Source organism: Pseudomonas sp. JL3 (assembly GCF_031570575.1).
Lineage (GTDB): Bacteria > Pseudomonadota > Gammaproteobacteria > Pseudomonadales > Pseudomonadaceae > Aquipseudomonas > Aquipseudomonas cucumis.
The window spans coordinates 60,485-81,279 of sequence record NZ_JAKWJK010000023.1; the positions used below are offsets into that span (position 1 = coordinate 60,485).

The following is a 20,795-nucleotide window of genomic DNA, read 5'->3' on the forward strand; positions in this document are numbered from 1 at the left end:
CTCCTACTTCATCCAACTTGCATCCGAACAGAAATCACTGTTACCCGGAATCACCCTGTCTATTTTCACGTGCCCTGTAAAAGAGCTAAAGATCGGAACCCCATTGCGCAACAGCAAATAACTTGCGGTCGCAGAATCATTGTTACGCATAGGTTCGATATGCGGGACAAACGGGCGTATAACGATTGAAACCGGTTGGTTATTGGTTACATCTGTTACCGTGCCGGTGAACGTAACTGGAGGTGTCAAAGCCGCTCCTGACCCGTTTAAAGAGTCCCATCCCTGCCAGACCAGTTCGATGACATCCAACAGTTGAAAATGATTGTCGAACGGAATGAGGATGCGTATTCCCTCCCAAACATATAAAGAATCAGGGTCTTGAGGGTTGTTTTTAGTGCAGTTGATATAGCCCCAAAAATTTGCATCGGGAAAAGTTGCTTCTTTGAGAACTTGCGGCGGCGCAACAACTGCAAACGTCAGGCGTCGTGTGGGGGACGTCGTATTGTTAACCGAACGAACCGTGTACATGATTTCAAACGTAGACAGGTCCGGAAGTAATGTCGGCCCTATCGGAATGAGAAACTCCGCTGCATCATCGGCAGCGCCATAGTTGCGTGACGCAATCGGAGTTGGGTTTCCGACTATGAAAATTTGGACGCGGTCAATACGCGCGTCTGTCGGGAACGCTGGCCAGCGGAGAATGACGCAAACGATGCCATTTTGTTTCGCATCGTCCGGTAACGTCCCAGCAGAATCCGCTGGGTCGACTCCCTGTACCCGAGGAGGGTCAAGTAGTACGCCCACATCGGAGGTGCTCCTTGCTGCAAGTGGGTCATTAGGTGCTGGCATGAATAATTTCTCGCCTTCTTGTATCGCCCTTCAAGTGCAAGAAATTAAGCGCTCACAGCCGGGCTGTTGGCTACTGTCAGATCTGACAGGTAAAGCTACCGTTTGTCGGATTTTTCCTACGCATTGAGGCTTCGCTGGCTTGACGCGCTCTCATTAATGGTGTTCTCTGAAACCGGTTTCAAAGCCAACTCGGACAAATTCCAATAACAAGGTTAAAAACCGTGAACGACTTCTCCGCCGCCCAACGCAGCCGCGTCACCATGCTCGACGTCGCCGAACACGCGGGCGTCTCCAAGGCCAGCGTCTCGCGTTTCATCGGCGATGACCGCGCCCTGCTCTCTGATGCCATTGCCCTGCGCATCGAGCAGGCGATCAGCGAATTGGGCTATCGCCCGAACCAGATGGCCCGCGGCCTGAAACGTGGGCGCACTCGCCTGATCGGTATGCTGGTGGCCGATATCCGTAATCCTTATTCGATTGCCGTGATGCACGGGGTGGAAACCGCTTGCCGTCAGCACGGCTACAGCCTGGTGGTGTGCAACACCGATCGCGATGACGAACAGGAACGTCAGCACCTGGCGTTGCTGCGCTCGTACAACATCGAAGGCTTGATCGTGAACACCCTCGGCCATCACCGGGATGAGCTGCGCGAATTGCACCGCGAAATGCCCATGGTGCTGGTGGATCGCAAGGTCTCGCAGCTTGAGAGTGATTTGGTCGGGCTGGACAATCCTGCCGCCGTTGAAATGGCCCTCGCCCACCTGGAAGAACGTGGTTATCGCGATGTGCTAATGGTGACGGAACCGTTTGATGGCACCAGTTCACGGATCGAGCGGGTCAGCAGTTTCAAGCTGCAAATTGCGCAGCGCCCAGCGCTCTCTGGCGCGGTGGTCGAAACCGGCGGCGATCTGACCGGCCGCTTGAAATCTTTTCTTGATAACCCTGACCCCGGCCCGAAAGCGCTGTTCTGTGCCAACGGCATCGCTGCGCTGGCCAGTACCCATTCGTTGCGTGAACTGAAGTGCAAGCTGTTCGAGGATGTCGGGCTGATCGCCCTGGATGATCTGGATTGGTATCCACTGGTGGGCAGCGGGATCACCGCCCTCGCCCAGCCGACGGCGGAGATTGGCGCGAGTGCGTTTGAGTGTTTGCTCAAGCGGTTGCGTGGCGATGACGGGCCGGTTCGGACGTTGGATTTTCCGGCGCGGTTGATTGTTCGGGGGTCCACCCTGGGGAATCTTCGGTAAATGTTCGGGCCCCATCGCGGGCAAGCCCGCTCCCACAGGGATCTGTGGCGTTCACAAAACCTGTGGGAGCGGGCTTGCCCGCGAAGAGGCCCTGAAGACCAGCGCATAACTCAACATCAATATTTTTTTGACCAAAAATGAAACCGGTTTCAGAGGTGATAACAATGAACAAACCACCCGTTTCCATCAGTCTGTCCAGCTACGGCGCGGACCTTGTCCGCCAACGCGGCCAGGGCAGTTTTGTCGAGGTGTTGGCCGCTGCTGGCGCCACGCACATCGAATGGCGCGAAGAACTTTTGACTCTGGAAGACCCCGCGCAACTGGCTGCTGCCACGCAATCCCGGGGCCTGGAAAGTGTGTATTCCTCACCGATGGAATTGTGGTTGGCCGGGCAATCGGCCCCCAACCCTGAACTGCTCTCGGCCCTGAAGCGCGCCAAGGCATTCGGCGCCAAGTGGCTGAAAGTCTCCCTGGGGTATTTCACCGACAACAATGAACTGCAAACACTGGCGCTGCAGTTGCAACAGAGCCCGGTGCAGCTGCTGGTGGAAAACGACCAGACCTTGCACGGCGGCCGCATCGAACCGTTCCAGCGTTTCTTCGCCGACGTCGAACAACATCAGCTGCCGATCAAAATGACCTTCGATATCGGCAACTGGCAATGGCAGGACCAATCCGCCGCCAGCGCCGCGCGGTTGCTCGGTCGACATGTCGGTTACGTGCACTGTAAAGCAGTGGCGCGCCGGGCCGACGGCAAACTGGTGGCGGTGCCACCGGCCGCCAGCGACCTGCATCTGTGGGGCCAATTGCTGCGGCACATGGAGCACGGCGTGATGCGCGCGGCGGAGTATCCATTGCAAGGCGATGACTTGGTGCAGTTGACCTCCGAGCATGTCGCCGCCCTCGCCCGCCTCGGTCAATCCCGACTGGAGCCTGCTCATGTCTGAGATCGATATTCTGTCGTTCGGTGAAACCATGGCGATGTTCGTCGCCGAGCAGAACGGTGAGCTGGCTGACGTCGGCCACTTCCACAAGCGCATTGCCGGGGCCGACAGCAATGTCGCCATTGGTTTGTCGCGGTTGGGATTCAACGTCGCCTGGCTGAGCCGGGTTGGCGCGGACTCGCTCGGCAGGTTCGTCATCGATGCGCTTGAGAAAGAAGGCCTGGACTGCAGCCACGTCGACATCGACCCGGCGCACCCCACCGGGTTTCAACTCAAGTCCCGCGCCGATGATGGCAGCGATCCGGTTGTTGAGTATTTCCGTCGTGGCTCGGCAGCCAGTCATTTGTCGGTGCAGTCCATCAAGCCGCAATTGCTCAAGGCTGGGCACTTGCACGCCACGGGCATTCCCCCGGCGTTGTCGGCATCGGCCCGGGAAATATCCTTCGAACTGATGACCCGCATGCGCAATGCCGGACGCAGCGTGTCGTTCGACCCGAACCTGCGCCCGAGTTTGTGGGCCAGCGAGCAGCAGATGATCACCGAAATCAACCGTCTCGCCGCCCTCGCCCATTGGGTGCTGCCGGGTTTGAGCGAAGGACGTTTGCTCACCGGTTTCGAAGACCCCGCCGACATCGCGGCGTTTTACCTCGACCAGGGCGCGGAAGCCGTGGCGATCAAGCTCGGGGCGCACGGCGCGTATTACCGAACCCCTCTGGATGAAGGTTTCATTGCTGGCGTGCCGGTGGAGACGGTGGTCGATACGGTCGGTGCCGGTGACGGGTTTGCCGTCGGTTTGATCAGCGCGTTGCTGGAGAACCATAGCGTTGCCCACGCCGTGCAGCGTGCCAACTGGATCGGCAGCCGCGCGGTGCAGAGCCGTGGAGATATGGAGGGGTTGCCCGATCGGGCCGAGATGTATGCCGAGTTTGAGGGCCCCATTCGCGGGCAAGTCGGATCGCCGCACCGCTCGTTCCTACAGGTCTTGCGCGATCCTGACACTGATCGTTCCCACGCTCCTGCGTGGGAACGCAGCCCGTGACGCTCCGCGTCATAGGGGACGCGGAGCGTCCCTAGAGGCATTCCCACGCGGAGCGTGGGAACGAGATGCCACAACCGTTACCTGCTGCGACAAAAACAACAAGCTCAGGAGCATCACTATGAAAACCGCAACACTGGCCACCCGCCGCTGGTGGTACATCATGCCGATCGTGTTCANGATGCCACAACCGTTACCTGCTGCGACAAAAACAACAAGCTCAGGAGCATCACTATGAAAACCGCAACACTGGCCACCCGCCGCTGGTGGTACATCATGCCGATCGTGTTCATCACCTACAGCCTCGCGTATCTGGACCGCGCCAACTATGGATTTGCCGCCGCCTCCGGGATGGCTGCGGACCTGATGATCACCCCAGGCCTGTCCTCCCTGCTCGGCGCGCTGTTCTTCCTCGGCTATTTCTTCTTCCAGATCCCGGGAGCGATTTACGCCCAGAAGCACAGCGTGAAGAAGCTGATTTTCGTCAGCCTGATCCTCTGGGGTGGCCTGGCGACCTTGACCGGGATCGTCTCCAACGCCTACTGGCTGATCGTGATTCGCTTCATGCTCGGAGTGGTCGAAGCCGCCGTGATGCCGGCAATGCTGGTGTACCTGTGCCACTGGTTCACCCGTGCCGAACGCTCGCGCGCCAACACCTTCCTGATCCTCGGCAACCCGGTGACCATGCTCTGGATGTCGGTGGTCTCGGGCTATCTGATCCAGCATTTCAGCTGGCGCTGGATGTTCATCATCGAAGGATTGCCAGCGGTGCTGTGGGCGTTTATCTGGTGGCGCCTGGCCGATGATCGCCCGGCTCAGGCCAAGTGGCTCAACGACCAGGAGAAACAGGACCTGGAAAGCGCCCTGGCCGCCGAACAGGTGGGCATCAAAGCGGTGAAAAACTACGCCGAAGCCTTTCGCTCGCCGAAGGTGATCATCCTCGCCTTGCAGTTCTTCTGCTGGAGCATCGGTGTCTACGGTTTCGTGTTGTGGCTGCCATCGATCCTCAAGGCCGGCGCGCAGATGGACATGATCGAAGCCGGTTGGCTGTCGTCGTTGCCGTACCTCGCCGCCGTGATCGCCATGCTGCTGGTGTCCTGGGGCTCGGACAAACTGCAAAAGCGCAAACGCTTCGTCTGGCCACCGCTGTTGATCGCCTCGATTGCGTTTTATGGCTCGTACGCGTTGGGCGCGGAACATTTCTGGTGGTCCTACACGCTGCTGGTGATTGCCGGCGCCTGCATGTACGCCCCGTACGGGCCGTTTTTCGCCATCGTCCCGGAGATTCTCCCGGCTAACGTCGCCGGTGGCGCCATGGCGTTGATCAACAGCATGGGCGCACTCGGTTCGTTTGGCGGTTCCTATCTGGTGGGTTACCTGAACAGCTCCACCGGATCGCCCGGTGCATCTTACCTGCTGATGAGCGGCGCCTTGCTGCTGTCGGTGGTGCTGACGATTTTCCTCAAGCCCGGCGCCAGTGACCGGGTGGTGGCCAAGGCCGCTGTGCCCCGGTCGGTGGCGGCTCATTCCTGAATGGATGTTGATATGACGACGATGAAAAAACAGGTGGTGCTGTACAAGAAACTCTCGCCGCTGCTGATGACGCGCCTGCATGAGCAGACCGAGGTGACGCTGATCGATAGCCTCGATGCCGAAGGCCTGGCAAAGCTTCGCCAGGCCCTGCCCCGCGCCCAAGGGTTGCTCGGCGCCAGTCTGAAACTGGACGCCGGGTTACTGGATCTGGCGCCGAACCTCGAAGCCATTGCCAGCGTGTCCGTGGGCGTCGACAACTACGACATCGACTACCTGACCGAACGGCGGATCCTGCTCAGCAACACCCCCGACGTGTTGACCGAGACCACCGCCGACACCGGTTTCGCGCTGATCCTGGCCACCGCCCGGCGCGTGGTGGAACTGGCCAACATGGTTCGCGCCGGCCAATGGAACCGCAACATCGGCCCGGCGCATTTCGGCAGCGATGTGCATGGCAAGACGCTGGGCATTATTGGAATGGGGCGGATCGGTGAGGCGCTGGCGCAACGCGGGCATTTCGGTTTTGGCATGCCGGTTCTGTATCACAGCCATTCGCCGAAACCGGCGGTGGAGCAGCGATTCAACGCGCAATATCGCAGCCTGAACGAATTGTTGCAGCAGGCCGATTTCGTTTGCCTCACGTTGCCCCTGACCGCTGAAACCGAGGGGTTGATTGGTGCTGAACAGTTCGCCTTGATGCGTCCCGAGACGATCTTCATCAACATTTCCCGGGGCAAGGTGGTGGATGAGCCAGCGCTGATCGAGGCGTTGCAGCAGAAGCGGATTCGCGCGGCGGGGCTGGATGTGTTCGAGCGGGAGCCGCTGGGGTATGACTCGCCGTTGTTGCAGTTGAATAACGTGGTGGCGACGCCGCACATCGGGTCGGCGACGCATGAGACGCGGGAGGCGATGGCCCAGTGTGCGGTGGAGAATCTGCTGGCGGCTCTGGCGGGTGAGCGGCCGGTGAATCTGGTGAATGCCGGGGCGTGGCGGGCTTAAGAAATTTAGCGTTTGTCAGGGCCTCGTTCAAAGGCGTGCGGCAGCCCAGTTCGACAGCAACCAATCACAGGGAAACGCCAAGGACGCGAGTAGATGCTCCGTGATTGCCTGCTTGACCGCTAAATATTCTGCCGCATGGTGAATCTTCCGATCGATGAGCGCCAATGCAACGGTGAATGTCATCCTGTCGCCAACCCGCGCCCGAAAGCCTCCTGCAGATTGGGGCCGCCGCTAAAGTCATGGAGCAAGCTCCTCGATGGCTTGTCCAACCAGCTCGGACAGATCGATGGTGTTGCTGGCGTGCGGGATGCTATTGCTAGTGAAGGCCTGAATGCCGGCCGCTTGCAGATCACGTTCGGCGTGTTCTGCATACACACCATGTACCGCCAAGGCCACCGGTGGGCGCATGCCTGCTCGTTGCAGATGACCGGCGGTTTCGATCAGCGTACGCCCCGTCGAGATGATGTCGTCGATCAGCACCGGAGTGTGTTCACGCCAACGCTCGATATCGGGCACGGAGACCGCGACCTTCCGATCGCCGAGTCGCACTTTCTGCAGCACGATGAATGGCGCTTTCGTCAGCCGGGCGACCTCCGACACCCATTGCTCGCTTTCGCTGTCGGGACCGATCAACAACGGCTGCGCGATCTCACTGGCGACCCAGGCGGCCAGGGCCGGCGCGGCATGTACGACTCGATGCGGTACCGGGTATAGAGTGCCCAGATCATGGATACGGTGCAGGTGCGGATCCACCGTCACCAACCAGTCAATGTGCGGAGCCAACAGATCGGCGAACAGGCGCGCGCTGACGGCCTCCCCCGGATGAAAACGTTGGTCCTGACGCATATAGGCCAAATAGGGCGCCACCAGGCCCACGGAGCGGGCACCTAACTCGCGCAGGGTTTCCATGAGCAAGCACAGCGGTATGAACAGAGTGTCCGGTCGGTGCAAACTGCATAAAACCACTGCGTCGCGGCCCTGCACATCGCTCAACACACGCACGTAGCTTTCTTCATCGGGGAACTGCCACCGTTGGCAGGCCGCGGGTTGCAGCCGCGCACGGGCCGCGAGCCCGGTCTGCAAGGCCAGGTTACCGTCGAGACAAAACAGCAGGGAATTCATGGCGCGTCCTCCTCGATGAAGAAGAGTTCCGAGTGCTGCTGCGCATACTCCAACGCATAAGCCAGTTCGCCCGGGCTTTCAGCGTGCACAGTATAGAGCGGCTGATCGGCCTCGACCCGTTGTCCGAGCGCCGTACCGAGTACCAGCCCGGCTGCGGGGGCCGCCGGCGCCCCAGCCAATTTTCCGATGCGCGACAGTACGCGGTTGTCGATGCGGCACACACGGCCGTCGCGGTCGGCCAAAACCGGGTGCCGATAGCGCGCCAGCGGCGGCTCGCGCAGCCCGCCTTGGGCGTTCGCGATGGCCTGGAATTTTCGCCAGGCGCTGCCGCTCGCCAAGGTTGCGGCGGCGAGCGCATAGCCACCGCCAGCCGGCACCTTGCCGGCCATTTCCAGCAACAGGCCGGCAAGGTCGAGGGCACGCTCACGTAAGTCCTGTGGCGCCTGCGCATCGCCGCGCAGCACCGCCAGCACATCGCGTGCTTCCAGAGCCGGGCCAATGCCCCGCCCCACGGGGCCATCGCCGTTCGAGACATGTACCTGGACGTTGAGGCCAAGCAGGCTGCCGACTTCGACCAACAGCGTTTGCAGTTGGATCGCCGCTGGCATGTCGCGTACTTTCGCGGTAGCGCCGACAGGGATGTCGATCAATACATGACTCGCACCGGCCGCCAGTTTCTTCGACAGCACCGAGGCCACCAACTGGCCCTGGCTGTCCAGGTCCAAGGCTCGTTCGACCCGGATCAGGACATCATCGGTCGGGCTCAGTTGCACGGCCCCACCCCAGACGACGCAACCGCCCTCTTGCTCCACGACCCTGCGCATCGTTGGCAAATCGAGATCTACCGGGGCCAGAGTCTCCATGGCGTCGGCCGTACCCGCTGGCGAGGTAATGGCCCGCGAGGAAGTCTTGGGTATGCACAGGCCGTTGGCCGCGACTATGGCCACTACGATGGGCGTGGTCCGATTCCCCGGCAACCCACCGACGCAGTGCTTGTCCAGTATCAGCGGTCGGTCCCAGTGCAGACGCTCGCCGGCTTCAACCATGGCTTCGGTCAGATAGCGGATTTCGGTGAACGACATTTGGTTGCCGGCGCAGCCGGTTAGAAAGGCCGCCAGCTCCACGTCGCTGAATCGGCCGGCATCGATGTCATTCACGATCGCAGCCAGCGCCTCCCGCGACAGCGCACTTCCATGGATCTTCCCGCGCACGGCACTCATCGACTCTACCGGCGCCGGGTGATGCACGGCAACGCTTTCGCCCTCCTGCGCACCGAGCAGCCTCCAGGCCGACTCCGATAGCCCGACCTCACCGCCGCCTATCCACTGTCCATCTACCACCATCAGCGTCGCGATCACCCGGCGCGTGCCTTTGACCAGTTCGATGCGTGACAAGGCGGAAAAACCTTCCGAGCGGCAGACATGGCAATCGCGCGGCATGAACGCCACCGGCTGCTGGTGGGTATCAATGCCGAGCCGGCGCACGCGCAATTCAAGAACAATGGGTATCGGCATGATCACGTTCCCTTCGGTGGCTTGCCGCAGCAAGTCGATTCACTGATGAAGGCGCTGTCCCGGAATTTGTTCGCCATATGGGGGCCCTCACCGCTCGCTGCCAGCATGCGGTATACGGCACGGCCCTCATGCCGGGCGGTCTGGGCGTTGCGTCGCGTCGTCCGGCTGCCTGCCGGGTTCGGGCGCATGGCCTGCGTGATCGTCGCGTTGCTGGTGGCCGCAGCCGCCACCGTGCGCGGCATGCTCACCGCGATCAGCCTGTTCCTGTCCGCCATGCCCCCCGTGTCCATGATGCATAAACAGATGCATCAGCGGACAGGCCAGCAACAGCAGGTATGGCAGATAAGGAACGACGTGAGCCCGGTGCTCGGTCAACAGGAAGTACGCGGCAATGGCAAGGAAGCCGAGGAAGAACCCGTTGACACGGCCGGCGCTGCGAACGGGAACGTAATGGGGTTTCATGGCAGATTCTTCCTTTGCAGTTTGCGACGGGCTTCGGCCATGTCCTTGTCAAATTGACGGACACCGCGAAAAAGTTGCACCCCGACCAAGACCGGGCACAGCAGGAAAATCGCTGCTATAGCGAACGATTTACCCGTCAGCCCCAACAGGTAAACCACCGTTGCAATGCCCACGATACTCACCAGCAGGCAGATAATTAAAACCTCGCGGTTCATGATTTGACCTCCTGACTCAAGCCAATGCGGGCACGCTTCAGCAGTGCGGAGTTGGCGATTACCGACAGGGAACTGAGCGCCATAGCGGCGGCAGCGATGATGGGATTGAGCAGTCCAAAGGCCGCGATTGGAATGCCGATACTGTTGTAGATGAATGCCCAGAACAGGTTTTGTTTGATCTTGACCATCGTTGCGCGCGACAGCTTGATCGCGGTGACCACGTCGCGCACATCGTTCTTGAGCAGGATGATGCCGCCGGTTTCCTTCGCCACATCGGACCCCGAGCCAATGGCGATGCCGATGTCAGCAGTGGCCAGGGCCGGTGCATCGTTGACACCATCGCCAACCATGGCCACGACCTGCCCTTCGCTTTGCAATTGGCGGATCACTGCGACCTTGTCGTCCGGCAAGACCTCGGCAATCACTCGCTCAATGCCAACCTGTCGCGCGACCGCTTCGGCAGTGCGGTGGTTGTCGCCGCTCAGAAGCACGACCTTGATGCCGCTTGCCTTCAACACCGCAACGGCGTCAACCGCTTCAGGTTTAATGGTATCGGCCACAGCAATCACCCCAACCAAACGGTCGTCGACACCGACCAGCATGGCGGTCTTGCCATCGGCTTCCAGGCGAATGAGGTGCTCCTCGGCAACCTCGGCCGCAATGCCTTGGCGGGCGAACAAACGCCGATTGCCCAGCCAGACTTTGCGACTGTCGACACGGCCTTCGATGCCATGACCGGCGATCCCATTGATACCGGTCGCTTTCGGCAGGCTGATGTCGCGATGCCGGGCGGCGCGCACTATTGCTGCGCCAAGCGGATGTTCTGAACCGGACTCCACGGCGGCGGCGAGCATCAAGACCTCGTTTTCGGACACTGTGTCTAGCGAAATCACATCGGTGACATTGGGTTCGCCTCGGGTAATGGTGCCGGTTTTGTCGAACACCACCGTACTCAGTTTTTCTGCCCGCTCCAGTACTTCGCCGCCGCGGATAAGGATGCCGTTATCAGCCCCCTTGCCGACACCGACCATTAACGCAGCGGGCGTCGCCACGCCCAATGCACAAGGGCAGGAAATGATCAGAACCGCGATAAAGGCCAACAGCCCCTGCGGAAAATTCCCCGCAACAGACCAGCCGACCAGGGCCAGCAGCGCAACCGCCACCACCGCCGGCACAAAATAGCCAGTGACCTGATCGGCCAAGCGCTGGATCTGTGCCGTGCTGTTCTGTGCCTCCTCGACCATCTTGATGATCTGCGCCAGGGCGGTATCGGCACCGATCCTGCTCGCCTTGAAAGTGAGCACACCACTGCCATTGAGCGTACCTCCGATCACTGGACTGCCCGGGTGTTTGTCGACCGGCATCGACTCACCCGTCAGCATGGACTCATCTACCGTTGACTGACCTTCACTGACATCGCCATCGGTGGGGATTTTTTCGCCAGGCTTGACTACCAGGAACTCGCCGGCCATGACGTTTTCAGCGGGCAAGTCGACCTCTTGCCCATCACGAATCACATGCGCGATCGCCGGTTTGAGATCAAGTAAGCGCCGTACCGCAGCCGAAGACTTTTTCTTGATGATCTCCTCCATGTACCTACCCAGCAGTACGAAAGCGATGATCACCGCAGACACTTCGAAATAGACGTCGCGCTCGGCCACCTTCACCGGCAGGACGTCCGGGAAGAACAGCACCGCGACACTGTAGAAATAGGCAACCGAGGTGCCGAGGGCGATCAGGAAATCCATGTTGATGTTACGGGTGCGAATGGCATTCCACGCTCCCTTGTAGAAACTCCAGCCACCGATGAACTGCACCGGAGTGACCAACAGGAAAAGCCATATACCCCAGGTGAACCAAGGAAGCGCAGGGATCGGCACCCAAGTCAGCAGCGTGGCACCGGCGGCCAGCGCGATGAAGGCGCCGGCACGCAGAAGCGCCAGGGCCAATACACCAGTGAGGGCAATAGTCACGCGGGTTTTCATCGCCTTCAGTTCTCTTTCTGGCGACTCGAAGGTGCGCAGACAGGTATCGCTGCAAAAGTAATAGCTGCGCCCGCCACGTTCCCGTGACAACGCGGTGGTCTTATCGACCATCATCCCGCAGATCGGATCTTTCGCCATTTTCTCTGATGCAAACACCGGCGGGTGCTGGCTGTGCTGCATGTGTGATTCGTTCATCAGTGTCTCCTGCCTGAAGCGGCTATGAAGACTTGCCATGGAGCTTGCCGGACAGCCAGGCAAACAAGGTGCCGACTATCGCGCCCCATACGGTCAAGACCAGCAGTGGCCCAACGAAAGTCATCACCCCGTAATCTTGCGGGGCTTGAAGACGACCGAAGTCGAGTCCATGGAACAAGGCGTTGAGAAAAGCGATACCTTGCACCGGCCATAGCGCATAAAGCAGCGCACAGACCGTGTAGGAAATGGCCATGGTCAGGGCCAGAGAAATACCGGTTTTCCAGGGAACGTTCATGATTGTTTTCCTGAGCTGGGAGGCGCGTCAGTAGGGATGTCGGGGCTGCGGGGAGTTGACCAGGGCAGGAACGCCGGCGTCTGTTCACAGTAAGTGCGGTAGGCATCGCCGAAGTGCGCAAGCATCTCCCGTTCTTCCCGCTTCGCCAGCTTGGCGTAGACGAACAGGAGGATTGGAAACATCACCAGGGTGATCAATGTCGGCCACTGCAATAGAAAGCCAAACATGATCAGCACGAAGCCAACGTACTGCGGGTGACGGATCCGCGCATAGGGCCCCTCGAGCGCGAGTTGCCCACTACCTTGGGCCTTGTAGAGCACGCGCCACGCGGCTGCCAATAACCAGAAGCCGCCAGCGATCAGCAGGTTGCTGAGAATATGGAAGGGTCCCCAGTGCGGGTTGACCTGCCAGCCCAGAACCATTTCGAGCAAATGCCCTGCATCGTGCGAGAGGAAGTCGATGCCGGGGAAGTTACGAGTGAGCCAGGGCATCAACAGGTAGATCGTCAGCGGGAAACCGTACATCTCGGTAAACAGGGCCACCAGGAACGCCGAGAACATACCGAAGGAACGCCAGTCGCGGCTCGTCTTCGGCCGGGCGAAGCTGAAGGCGAACAAGATAAACACCAATGAGTTGATGATGACCAGCGACCAGAGACCGTAGGCCGATTCGGTAGGGTGCATGGTGGATCCTCTTCTTTGTCGGTGGTTTTGCTGTTCGCCTTTTGGCGAGGAGGTGAACAGGAATAACCGAGTCGCGAAAAAGCGACGCAGCAGGACAGAGCAACCCGTGCTTCGCCACTCTGAGGTAGGGAGGGTTTAATCGTTGAAGCGGAGGAAAGTCAGGCGGACGGGGACTTCCGGCGGTGCGGGGCGCTTCAGTACAAGCGCGGCGAAGGAGAATTTTTCCTGAGGGTCAAGCACCACCCTTATGACTGCCACAGTTAACAGCAAAAGGACGGCCCAGTGGATGGGATCCAACGCAGGAAATTGCGCTGCAGGTTTTATCGCCGTGGCAGTGTCCTCACAGTTCTGAAGGCAGCCATTGGTGTGGAGGGCATGGCCATCCACCACATACAGCTCGGCATTGTGTGGCGCGGCTATATTGTGATTCGGTTGCACCAGACAACCTTGGATAGCCATCACGGTCACAGCTGACACCCACACCACCAGGATAAGGTGCACCAGGCGTCGGTGGTGACGGCGGAACCAGTACATGAAATACAACCTCGACCATTACGTCGTATTGATTTTCAGTCTAGCCAGCAAAGCAATGGAGAGGTTGATCAAAATCAAACTAATGGATGACTCGATCGAGGTCGGCCTGCGAAGAGGCCATCAAACTCAACACAAATCCTTCAGGCCCGCCGCACCTGTAGCAAATCCGCCGCACACGATGCAATCCGCTGGCATGCATCCGCCAGTCTCGCCTGATCCACCACCAGGCCAATGCGAATATGCCCCGCCGCGCTCGGCCCGAAGGCTTCGCCGGCCAGCACCGACACGCCATACACTTCAAGCAGCCGCTCGGCAAAATCTTGCGCACCGAGCCCGGTCTGGCGCACATCGACCATCACGAACATCCCGCCATCGGGTTTGATCGGCCGGATGCCCGGGCAACCGCTTAGACTCGCGCACACCAGATCGCGACGCTGGCGATATTCCTCGCGCATCAGCGCCACTTCCGGCAAGTCTTTATCGAGCGCCACTTGCGCGGCGTTCTGGACGAAATCCGGAAGGCCGAACAGCATGCACAGCGACAGATGCATCAAATGTTCAGCCAACGGTTTCGGGCCGATCATCCAGCCCACCCGCCAGCCGGTCATGGCATGGGATTTGGACAAACTGTTGATCGTCGCGGTGCGCTCGGCCATGCCCGGCAGGCTGGCCGGGCTGATGTGTTCACCCTCATACAACAGGTCGCTGTAGACCTCGTCGCTGATCAGCCAAAGGTCATGCCGCACGCACAACGCTGCCAACGCCTGCCAGCACGTCAACGACAGACTGGCACCGGAGGGATTGTTCGGGCTGTTGAGCAGGATGACGCGGGTTTTTGGGGTGATCAGCGCCGCGACATCCGCCGGTTCAACCCGAAAGCCGTTCTCCGGACGCACCGCCACCGGCACCACTCTGGCTCCGCAGGCGCCGAACACACCTTCATAGGTCACGTACATCGGTTCGGCGACGATCACTTCGTCGCCAGGATCGAGCAGGCATTGGGCAACCGAATACACCGCGCACTGCGCGCCGGGCAGCACGATCACATGGTCGGCATCCACCAACTGGCCGCTGCGCCGCTGATGACGGCTGGCGATGCTGCTGCGCAGTGTGCGGGTGCCGCGTACATCCGAATAATGGGTGTCGCCAGCCAACAGGCTATCGATGGCGGCGTGAATGATCGGCAGCGGCGTGTCGAAATCCGGATCGCCTATCGACAGCAACAGCACGTCGACGCCCTGTTCGCGCAATTCCAGCGCTCGATCGTGAATGTTCCAGGCTGCGGCTCCGTCGCCGGCGATTCGCTGGGTCAAGGCTGAATAGCGCATGTACTTCTCCTAACGCGCGAGGTCCAGTTTCAACCCTATCTCAAATCACGAAACGCGCCACCATTGCATTCAAATCAACTGCCAATCGTGACAGTTCGTGGGTGGCGGCGCTGGTCTGGTTGGCACCGGCGGCGGACTGAGTGGCCAGGTCGCGAATGTTCACCAGATTACGGTCGACTTCACGGGACACCTGAGCCTGTTCTTCCGAGGCGCTGGCGATCACCAGGTTGCGTTCGTTGATCAGTTGAATCGATTGGGTGATCTGCTCCAGGGCGATACCCGCCGCACGAGCCATTTCCAGGGTGCTTTGGGTGCGCTGATTGCTTTGCTGCATCGACGAGACCGCTTCGCCGGTGCCGTTCTGGATGCCGGCAACCATTTTCTCGATTTCCTGGGTCGACTGCGCGGTGCGATGGGCCAACGCCCGAACCTCATCCGCCACCACCGCAAAGCCGCGCCCGGCTTCCCCGGCACGAGCGGCTTCGATCGCGGCGTTGAGAGCCAGCAGGTTGGTCTGCTCGGCAATGGCGCGGATCACGTCCAGCACTTTGCCGATGTCGCGGCCCTGAGTCGCCAGCCCTTCGATCATCAACGCCGTGTTTTGCACGTCATGGGTCATGGTCTGGATCGCATCGACAGTTTCTACCACCCGGTCACGACCTTCGCGGGCGGCCTGGGTCGACTGGTTCGAGGCTTCGGACGTCGACACCGCGTTGCGCGCCACTTCTTCTACGGCGGCAGTCATTTCGTTGACGGCGGTGGCGGCCTGTTCGATTTCGTTGTTTTGCTGTTGCAGACCGCGTGACGCTTCTTGCGTCACGGTGCTGAGTTCTTCCGCGGCGGCCCCCAGTTGCGTTGCGGAGCCGGCGATTTGCTCGATGGTTTTACGCAGGCTGGTCTGCATGGCGGCCAAGGCGCCGAGCAAACGCGCCGGTTCGTCGTTGCCGTCGACTTCGATGACCTTGCTCAGGTTGCCGCCGGCAATGGTTTCGGCGGCGAGCACCGCACGGTTCAGCGGCGTGAGGATGCTGCGGGTCAACAGCCAGGCCAGCAGCACAGTCAGCAACGAAGCACTCACCGCCACTGTCACGATGCCGATAAAGGCTTCGCTGTAGTGCTCGCCCGCCTTGGCCGACGCGGCTTTGGCATCGGCGGCGTTGAGCGCTACCAGTTTGTTCAATTGCTCGCCCATCTGATCGGTGCCTTCCTTGATCCGCGTATTGATCAGGGCGCGCATCTCATCCAGTTTGTTCTGCCGCGACAGGTCCAGCATCTGGCTCTGGGCCTGCATGTAGTTATCGAGGGTAGTCGCGAAGGTTTTGTACAGCGCGGCTTCTTCAGGGCTGGCCGGCAAGGCGGCATAACTGGCTTGGGCGCTGCGCACCTTGTCGACGAGCACACCGATGCGGGTCTGGGCTTCCTGCAACGCCGCCGGGTCACGGTTGACCAGCACGCGGAACGAGAGAATTCGCAGCCGCAGGACGTTTTCCGTCACGTTACCCAGAAACCCGATGCTGGGTAACTGCGTCATTTCCATATCGACAGAGGCCTGACGGATGATCGTCATGCGGTTCACGGCAAACACACCCAACACGATGACCAGCAAGGCAATGAAGGCGAAACCGAGGAAAGCTCGAGGCGCGATTTTCAGATTACGCAGTGACATAGGATGATCTCGGTAATTGAGGCGGCGAGCATCCTTGCGGTGATCACTGTCGGGTGGGCGATGGCGTGCACCTTTCAGCTTGGCGCCACTGTTGTAGTTGGTTTGTGTGCGCCTATACGTTGTATCGGCCGGGGTTGAGGTTTTTTGCAGGGGTTGGAAAAATATTTTCCGAGGGCGGTAGCAGCTGCCTCGCAGGCTCGGCAGCTGCTACAGGGAATTGTGTCAGTCCTGGATTTTTCGGGCCGCCACCCGCCACACCCGCGCAACATCACGAGCGCGCTCACGCAACAATCGCGGCGCCTCGGCGCAGGCCTGCTCCAGTGTCATCGGCCCGCTGGTCAAGGCAAAGGCCGCATCGATGCCATGCTCGTACAGCGCCTGATACCCCTCGCCCAAGGTGCCGGCGATGACGATGACCGGCACGCCGTGCTGGCGTGCAATGCGCGCCACGCCAAACGGGGTTTTGCCGCGCAGCGTCTGGGCATCGAAACGACCTTCGCCCGTGATCACCAGGTCGGCGCCTTTGACCGCCTCGGCCAGCCCCACCAATTCGGCAACCACTTCCACCCCGGCCTGAAATTGCGCGCCGAGAAACGCCTTGGCGGCAAACCCCAAGCCGCCCGCCGCGCCGCTGCCCGGTTCGGCGCGCACGTCGTTGTCCAGAGCTTGCGCGCAAAGTTCGGCAAAGTGCCCGAGGGCGTGGTCCAGTTGCTCGACTTGCTCGGGCGATGCACCTTTCTGCGGGCCGAAAATCGCGGAGGCACCCTGAGGGCCGCACAGCGGGTTATTGACGTCGGCGGCGATGTCGAAGCGCACCTTGGCCAGACGCGGATCAATGTCGCTCAGATCGAGACGAGCCAGTTGCGCCAAGGCCAGACCGCCCGGCACCAGGGTTTGGTCCTGAGCATCCAGCAGTTTCACACCCAAAGCCTGCATAGCCCCGGCGCCGCCGTCGTTGGTGGCACTGCCGCCAATCGCCAGGATCACCCGTTGCGCGCCGGCATCCAACGCGGCGCGGATCAATTCACCGGTGCCGTAGGTGCTGCTGGTACAGGCATCGCGCAGGTTCGGCGGAACCAGTTGCAGGCCACTGGCCTCGGCCATTTCGATGATCGCGGTGTGGCTCTGCGGCAACCAGCCCCACGCGGCATCGACCGTGGCGCCCAGCGGCCCGCGAACATGGGTACGGCGCGGTTCGCCGTCGCACGCGGCCAGAATCGATTCGACCGTGCCTTCCCCGCCGTCAGCCATCGGGCACTTGATCAAGTGTGCATCGGGCCATACTTCGGCCAACCCCAACGCAATGGCCTCGGCCACACCTTGGGCGCTCAGACTGTCCTTGAACGAATCGGGGGCGATGACGATTTTCATGCGAATTCTCCAGTTCCAATGCGTCCATGCTGCCAGCCGCCATGAACAATAACGCCGGTCCGCTGCACAAACGGTCGTGAGGATTATTGTTCAATTTCACAAAACCCGTGGCTGCCCCGCTCGTCGTAGCAGCTGCCGAGCCTGCGAGGCTGCTGCTACGGTGCTACGGTGTGGCGGTTGGCAGTTCGGTTTGGGGCAGGAGTTGGACGCCGAGATAGAGTGCGAGCATCCCATCCAGCTTCAGCGAGTCGACGCCGCTGAGTTCGGCGATTCGCTCCATGCGGTAGCGCAAACTGTTGCGGTGGATGCCCAAGGCATCGGCGCAGGCCTGGCTCTGGCCGTCGTGTTCGCACCAACTGCGCAGAGTCGCCAGCAGTTGACCATTGCCATCCTTGGCGATGACTTTGCGCAACGGTCGCAGCAGTTCATCCAGCGCATCGTCGTCGCGGTGCCGCCAGAGCATCACCGGCAGCCGATAACGGTTCAGGGTCAGCAAGCGCGAATGCGGTAACACATCGCGGCCATAGGCCAGCAAATCACCGACCCGCCGATAGCAACGGCGCAAGCCCGACAATCCATCGGCCTGCCCCCCCCACGGCAATGCGCAAAATGTTCCAGCCGAGGCCATCGAGCTTTTCCAGCAACCGATCGTTCTCGATCGCAGGCGTCGCCGGTCGGCACCACAGCAACGAAGACTTGGCCGAACTCACGCACCAACTGTCCGGATAACGCGACATCAACCAGGCGCTGAGCGCTTCGACGGTCTGCCCCGGGCTGTGTTCCATGCCCAACTCGAACAGGTACGGCACCCGCGTCAATTGCGGTTTGAGCCCCAGTTGCTGCGCTTCGTCCAGCAACCGCGGCGAATCCCCCGCCTCGCTGAGCAGCAACGCCAGCAGATCATCGCAACGCTGACGCCGCCATTGCTGCTCGGCCTGTTGATTACGCTGGCCCACCAGCATCTCGGCGGTCATGCGCACCAGTTCGGCGTAAGTGCGCAATTGCTCGGGTTCGCCGGTAATGCCTAGCACCCCAATCAAACGCTGATCGAGCAACAGCGGCAAATTGATGCCTGGTTGCACGCCTTTGAGGTGAATGGCCGTCTGCGCATCGATCTCCACCACGCGGCCGTTGGCCAACACCAATTGCGCGCCTTCGTGGCGGGTGTTAATGCGCTCCGGTTCGCCGCTGCCGAGAATCAACCCCTGACTGTCCATGACATTGACGTTGTACGGCAGGATGGCCATCGCCCGGTCGACGATGTCCTGGGCCAGGTCGTGATCGAGTTCGAACATAGCGCGGTTCCTTGAAAACGTGATGGAACGGGTTGTTCACCCGCACAGGCCTTGGTTGTAAACCCTGTGCTCAGGCACAAAGACAACCACCCAAGGGGTGGCCGAGACTCACTGGGCGATCAACGTTACCCTTGCGTCGCAAAAAATCATAATAAAGAGAGAGCCCGCCATGTCACAGAGCGCCGCAGCTACCCTGGCCACCGCTGACGACAAGAACGCCGTCTACAAACGCATTACCCTGCGTTTGATCCCCTTCATTTTCATCTGCTACCTGTTCAACTACCTCGACCGGGTGAACGTCGGCTTTGCCAAACTGCAGATGCTCGACGCGCTGAAATTCAGCGAAACCGTGTACGGCCTCGGCGCCGGGATTTTCTTCATCGGCTACGTACTGTGCGGCGTACCGAGCAACCTGGCCTTGACCAAATTCGGCCCGCGCCGCTGGATCGCGCTGATGATGATCACTTGGGGCACGCTGTCGACTTGCCTGCTGTTCGTCACCACCCCGACCGAGTTCTACACCCTGCGCCTGTTTACCGGTGCGGCAGAAGCCGGGTTCTTCCCGGGCGTGGTGCTTTACCTTTCGCAGTGGTTCCCGACGTTCCGTCGTGGTCGCATCATGGCGCTGTTCATGTCGGCGATCCCGGTGTCCGGCCTGCTCGGCAGCCCGTTTTCCGGCTGGATTCTCAATCACTTCGGCGCAGGCCAGGCCGGTTTGGCCGGCTGGCAGTGGATGTTCCTGCTGCAAGGCATTCCGACAGTTATCCTCGGCGCCCTCGCCTACTTTCTGCTCAGCGACAGTTACGCCAACGCCAAGTGGCTGACCCCTTACGAGCGTTCGGTGCTTGAGGCCGATCACGCTGAAGACCTGGCCAGCAAACCGAAAACCGCTACCGATTCGCTGCTGGAGGTGTTCAAGAACCCGGCGATCTGGGCCTTTGGCCTGATTTATTTCTGTATCCAGAGCGGTGTCTACGCGATCAACTTTTGGCTGCCGTCGATCATCAAGAACCTCGGTTTCAGCGATAACCTGGTGATTGGTTGGCTCAGTGCGATTCCGTATCTGCTGGCGGCGGTGTTCATGTTGATGGTCGGTCGTTCGGCGGACTTGCGCAAAGAACGCCGCTGGCACTTGGTGGTGCCGATGCTGATGGGCGCAGTGGGCCTGTTGATCGCGGTGAACTTCGCCGCCAACCCGGCCATCGCCATCCTCGGCCTGACCCTCGCTACCATGGGCGCCCTCACCGGCCTGCCGATGTTCTGGCCGGTGCCGACGGCCATGCTAAGTGCGGGCGCGGCGGCCGGCGGGTTGGCGTTGATCAACTCCATGGGGCAGATGGCGGGTTTCCTCAGCCCGTACCTGGTGGGTTGGGTCAAGGACAGCACCGGGTCGACCGATGCGGCGTTGTATCTGCTGGCGGGTGTGATTGTGTGTGGGAGTTTGCTGGCGTTGCGCATGACCCGGACGTTGCGGGCCTGATCTGCGGATCGAGGTTATCCAGCACTCGGTTGACCGCCAGTT

The 20,795-nt window shown here is 60.5% G+C and carries 17 protein-coding genes and 2 pseudogenes; 6 read left to right on the top strand and 13 right to left on the bottom strand.

The window, feature by feature from the left end; translation table 11 throughout:
- Nucleotides 1-3: 3 nt before the first annotated feature.
- On the bottom strand, nt 4-849 hold the full coding sequence (locus tag MMG91_RS26365; RefSeq protein ID WP_310661176.1) for a hypothetical protein: 846 nt from the start codon (nt 847-849) through the stop codon (nt 4-6).
- A 221-nt stretch (nt 850-1,070) separates the two neighbouring features.
- On the opposite strand from MMG91_RS26365, the gene MMG91_RS26370 reads away from it, so the two are divergent.
- From MMG91_RS26370 to MMG91_RS26390, 5 genes are all read left to right on the top strand, one after another.
- Nucleotides 1,071-2,096: a LacI family DNA-binding transcriptional regulator gene (locus MMG91_RS26370; RefSeq protein ID WP_305445456.1), complete on the top strand. Its 1,026-nt coding sequence runs from the start codon at nt 1,071-1,073 to the stop codon at nt 2,094-2,096.
- 164 nt (nt 2,097-2,260) lie between these two features.
- On the top strand, nt 2,261-3,043 hold the full coding sequence (locus tag MMG91_RS26375; RefSeq protein WP_310661177.1) for a TIM barrel protein: 783 nt from the start codon (nt 2,261-2,263) through the stop codon (nt 3,041-3,043).
- The gene (locus MMG91_RS26380) at nt 3,036-4,079 is read left to right on the top strand and encodes a sugar kinase (RefSeq protein ID WP_310661178.1); all 1,044 of its coding nucleotides are present in this window, start codon (nt 3,036-3,038) and stop codon (nt 4,077-4,079) included. Before MMG91_RS26375 ends, MMG91_RS26380 begins: the two co-directional genes overlap by 8 nt.
- A gap of 231 nt (nt 4,080-4,310) precedes the next feature.
- The gene (locus MMG91_RS26385) at nt 4,311-5,609 is read left to right on the top strand and encodes an MFS transporter (protein WP_310661179.1); all 1,299 of its coding nucleotides are present in this window, start codon (nt 4,311-4,313) and stop codon (nt 5,607-5,609) included.
- Nucleotides 5,610-5,630: 21 nt separating this feature from the next.
- On the top strand, nt 5,631-6,608 hold the full coding sequence (locus MMG91_RS26390) for a D-glycerate dehydrogenase (protein WP_310661191.1): 978 nt from the start codon (nt 5,631-5,633) through the stop codon (nt 6,606-6,608).
- A 237-nt stretch (nt 6,609-6,845) separates the two neighbouring features.
- On the opposite strand, the gene MMG91_RS26395 is transcribed toward MMG91_RS26390, so the two are convergent.
- From MMG91_RS26395 to MMG91_RS26450, 12 genes and pseudogenes are all read right to left on the bottom strand, one after another.
- Nucleotides 6,846-7,730: a ribose-phosphate diphosphokinase gene (locus tag MMG91_RS26395; RefSeq protein WP_305501806.1), complete on the bottom strand. Its 885-nt coding sequence runs from the start codon at nt 7,728-7,730 to the stop codon at nt 6,846-6,848.
- On the bottom strand, nt 7,727-9,244 hold the full coding sequence (locus MMG91_RS26400; RefSeq protein WP_310661180.1) for a thymidine phosphorylase family protein: 1,518 nt from the start codon (nt 9,242-9,244) through the stop codon (nt 7,727-7,729). Before MMG91_RS26400 ends, MMG91_RS26395 begins: the two co-directional genes overlap by 4 nt.
- Nucleotides 9,245-9,496: 252 nt before the next feature.
- A pseudogene (locus MMG91_RS29080) lies at nt 9,497-9,706 on the bottom strand (DUF2933 domain-containing protein); the annotation flags it as partial.
- The gene (locus tag MMG91_RS26410; RefSeq protein WP_052964668.1) at nt 9,703-9,921 is read right to left on the bottom strand and encodes a hypothetical protein; all 219 of its coding nucleotides are present in this window, start codon (nt 9,919-9,921) and stop codon (nt 9,703-9,705) included. The pseudogene MMG91_RS29080 and the gene MMG91_RS26410, both read right to left, overlap by 4 nt.
- A complete protein-coding gene (locus MMG91_RS26415) occupies nt 9,918-12,101 on the bottom strand; it encodes a heavy metal translocating P-type ATPase (RefSeq protein ID WP_310661182.1) in 2,184 nt (727 codons plus the stop codon). The genes MMG91_RS26410 and MMG91_RS26415 overlap by 4 nt, the downstream gene beginning before the upstream one ends.
- 22 nt (nt 12,102-12,123) lie before the next feature.
- The gene (locus tag MMG91_RS26420) at nt 12,124-12,396 is read right to left on the bottom strand and encodes a DUF5676 family membrane protein (protein ID WP_310661183.1); all 273 of its coding nucleotides are present in this window, start codon (nt 12,394-12,396) and stop codon (nt 12,124-12,126) included.
- The gene (locus MMG91_RS26425) at nt 12,393-13,079 is read right to left on the bottom strand and encodes an isoprenylcysteine carboxylmethyltransferase family protein (protein WP_310661184.1); all 687 of its coding nucleotides are present in this window, start codon (nt 13,077-13,079) and stop codon (nt 12,393-12,395) included. Before MMG91_RS26425 ends, MMG91_RS26420 begins: the two co-directional genes overlap by 4 nt.
- Before the next feature lie 135 nt (nt 13,080-13,214).
- Nucleotides 13,215-13,613 (bottom strand): hypothetical protein, encoded by a 399-nt coding sequence (locus MMG91_RS26430; RefSeq protein WP_310661185.1) that lies wholly within the window; start codon nt 13,611-13,613, stop codon nt 13,215-13,217.
- 140 nt (nt 13,614-13,753) lie between these two features.
- A complete protein-coding gene (locus tag MMG91_RS26435; protein WP_310661186.1) occupies nt 13,754-14,941 on the bottom strand; it encodes an aminotransferase class I/II-fold pyridoxal phosphate-dependent enzyme in 1,188 nt (395 codons plus the stop codon).
- A 40-nt stretch (nt 14,942-14,981) separates the two neighbouring features.
- On the bottom strand, nt 14,982-16,607 hold the full coding sequence (locus MMG91_RS26440) for a methyl-accepting chemotaxis protein (protein ID WP_310661187.1): 1,626 nt from the start codon (nt 16,605-16,607) through the stop codon (nt 14,982-14,984).
- Nucleotides 16,608-16,829: 222 nt separating this feature from the next.
- The gene (locus MMG91_RS26445) at nt 16,830-17,978 is read right to left on the bottom strand and encodes a glycerate kinase (RefSeq protein WP_310661188.1); all 1,149 of its coding nucleotides are present in this window, start codon (nt 17,976-17,978) and stop codon (nt 16,830-16,832) included.
- Nucleotides 17,979-18,141: 163 nt separating this feature from the next.
- Nucleotides 18,142-19,273: pseudogene (locus MMG91_RS26450) on the bottom strand (sugar diacid recognition domain-containing protein).
- Nucleotides 19,274-19,442: 169 nt separating this feature from the next.
- On the opposite strand from MMG91_RS26450, the gene MMG91_RS26455 reads away from it, so the two are divergent.
- Entirely contained in the window at nt 19,443-20,753 is a 1,311-nt protein-coding gene (locus tag MMG91_RS26455) for an MFS transporter (RefSeq protein WP_310661189.1), read from the top strand.
- The last annotated feature ends 42 nt before the right edge of the window (nt 20,754-20,795 follow it).

Excerpts from the sequence above, each read along its gene's own strand:
- MMG91_RS26365 (WP_310661176.1), bottom strand. The coding sequence starts at position 849 with ATGCCAGCACCTAATGACCCACTTGCAGCAAGGAGCACCTCCGATGTG.
- MMG91_RS26375 (WP_310661177.1), top strand. The coding sequence starts at position 2,261 with ATGAACAAACCACCCGTTTCCATCAGTCTGTCCAGCTACGGCGCGGAC.
- MMG91_RS26380 (WP_310661178.1), top strand. The coding sequence starts at position 3,036 with ATGTCTGAGATCGATATTCTGTCGTTCGGTGAAACCATGGCGATGTTC.
- MMG91_RS26385 (WP_310661179.1), top strand. The coding sequence starts at position 4,311 with ATGAAAACCGCAACACTGGCCACCCGCCGCTGGTGGTACATCATGCCG.
- MMG91_RS26390 (WP_310661191.1), top strand. The coding sequence starts at position 5,631 with ATGAAAAAACAGGTGGTGCTGTACAAGAAACTCTCGCCGCTGCTGATG.
- MMG91_RS26395 (WP_305501806.1), bottom strand. The coding sequence starts at position 7,730 with ATGAATTCCCTGCTGTTTTGTCTCGACGGTAACCTGGCCTTGCAGACC.
- MMG91_RS26400 (WP_310661180.1), bottom strand. The coding sequence starts at position 9,244 with ATGCCGATACCCATTGTTCTTGAATTGCGCGTGCGCCGGCTCGGCATT.
- MMG91_RS26410 (WP_052964668.1), bottom strand. The coding sequence starts at position 9,921 with ATGAACCGCGAGGTTTTAATTATCTGCCTGCTGGTGAGTATCGTGGGC.
- MMG91_RS26415 (WP_310661182.1), bottom strand. The coding sequence starts at position 12,101 with ATGAACGAATCACACATGCAGCACAGCCAGCACCCGCCGGTGTTTGCA.
- MMG91_RS26420 (WP_310661183.1), bottom strand. The coding sequence starts at position 12,396 with ATGAACGTTCCCTGGAAAACCGGTATTTCTCTGGCCCTGACCATGGCC.
- MMG91_RS26425 (WP_310661184.1), bottom strand. The coding sequence starts at position 13,079 with ATGCACCCTACCGAATCGGCCTACGGTCTCTGGTCGCTGGTCATCATC.
- MMG91_RS26430 (WP_310661185.1), bottom strand. The coding sequence starts at position 13,613 with ATGTACTGGTTCCGCCGTCACCACCGACGCCTGGTGCACCTTATCCTG.
- MMG91_RS26435 (WP_310661186.1), bottom strand. The coding sequence starts at position 14,941 with ATGCGCTATTCAGCCTTGACCCAGCGAATCGCCGGCGACGGAGCCGCA.
- MMG91_RS26440 (WP_310661187.1), bottom strand. The coding sequence starts at position 16,607 with ATGTCACTGCGTAATCTGAAAATCGCGCCTCGAGCTTTCCTCGGTTTC.
- MMG91_RS26445 (WP_310661188.1), bottom strand. The coding sequence starts at position 17,978 with ATGAAAATCGTCATCGCCCCCGATTCGTTCAAGGACAGTCTGAGCGCC.
- MMG91_RS26455 (WP_310661189.1), top strand. The coding sequence starts at position 19,443 with ATGTCACAGAGCGCCGCAGCTACCCTGGCCACCGCTGACGACAAGAAC.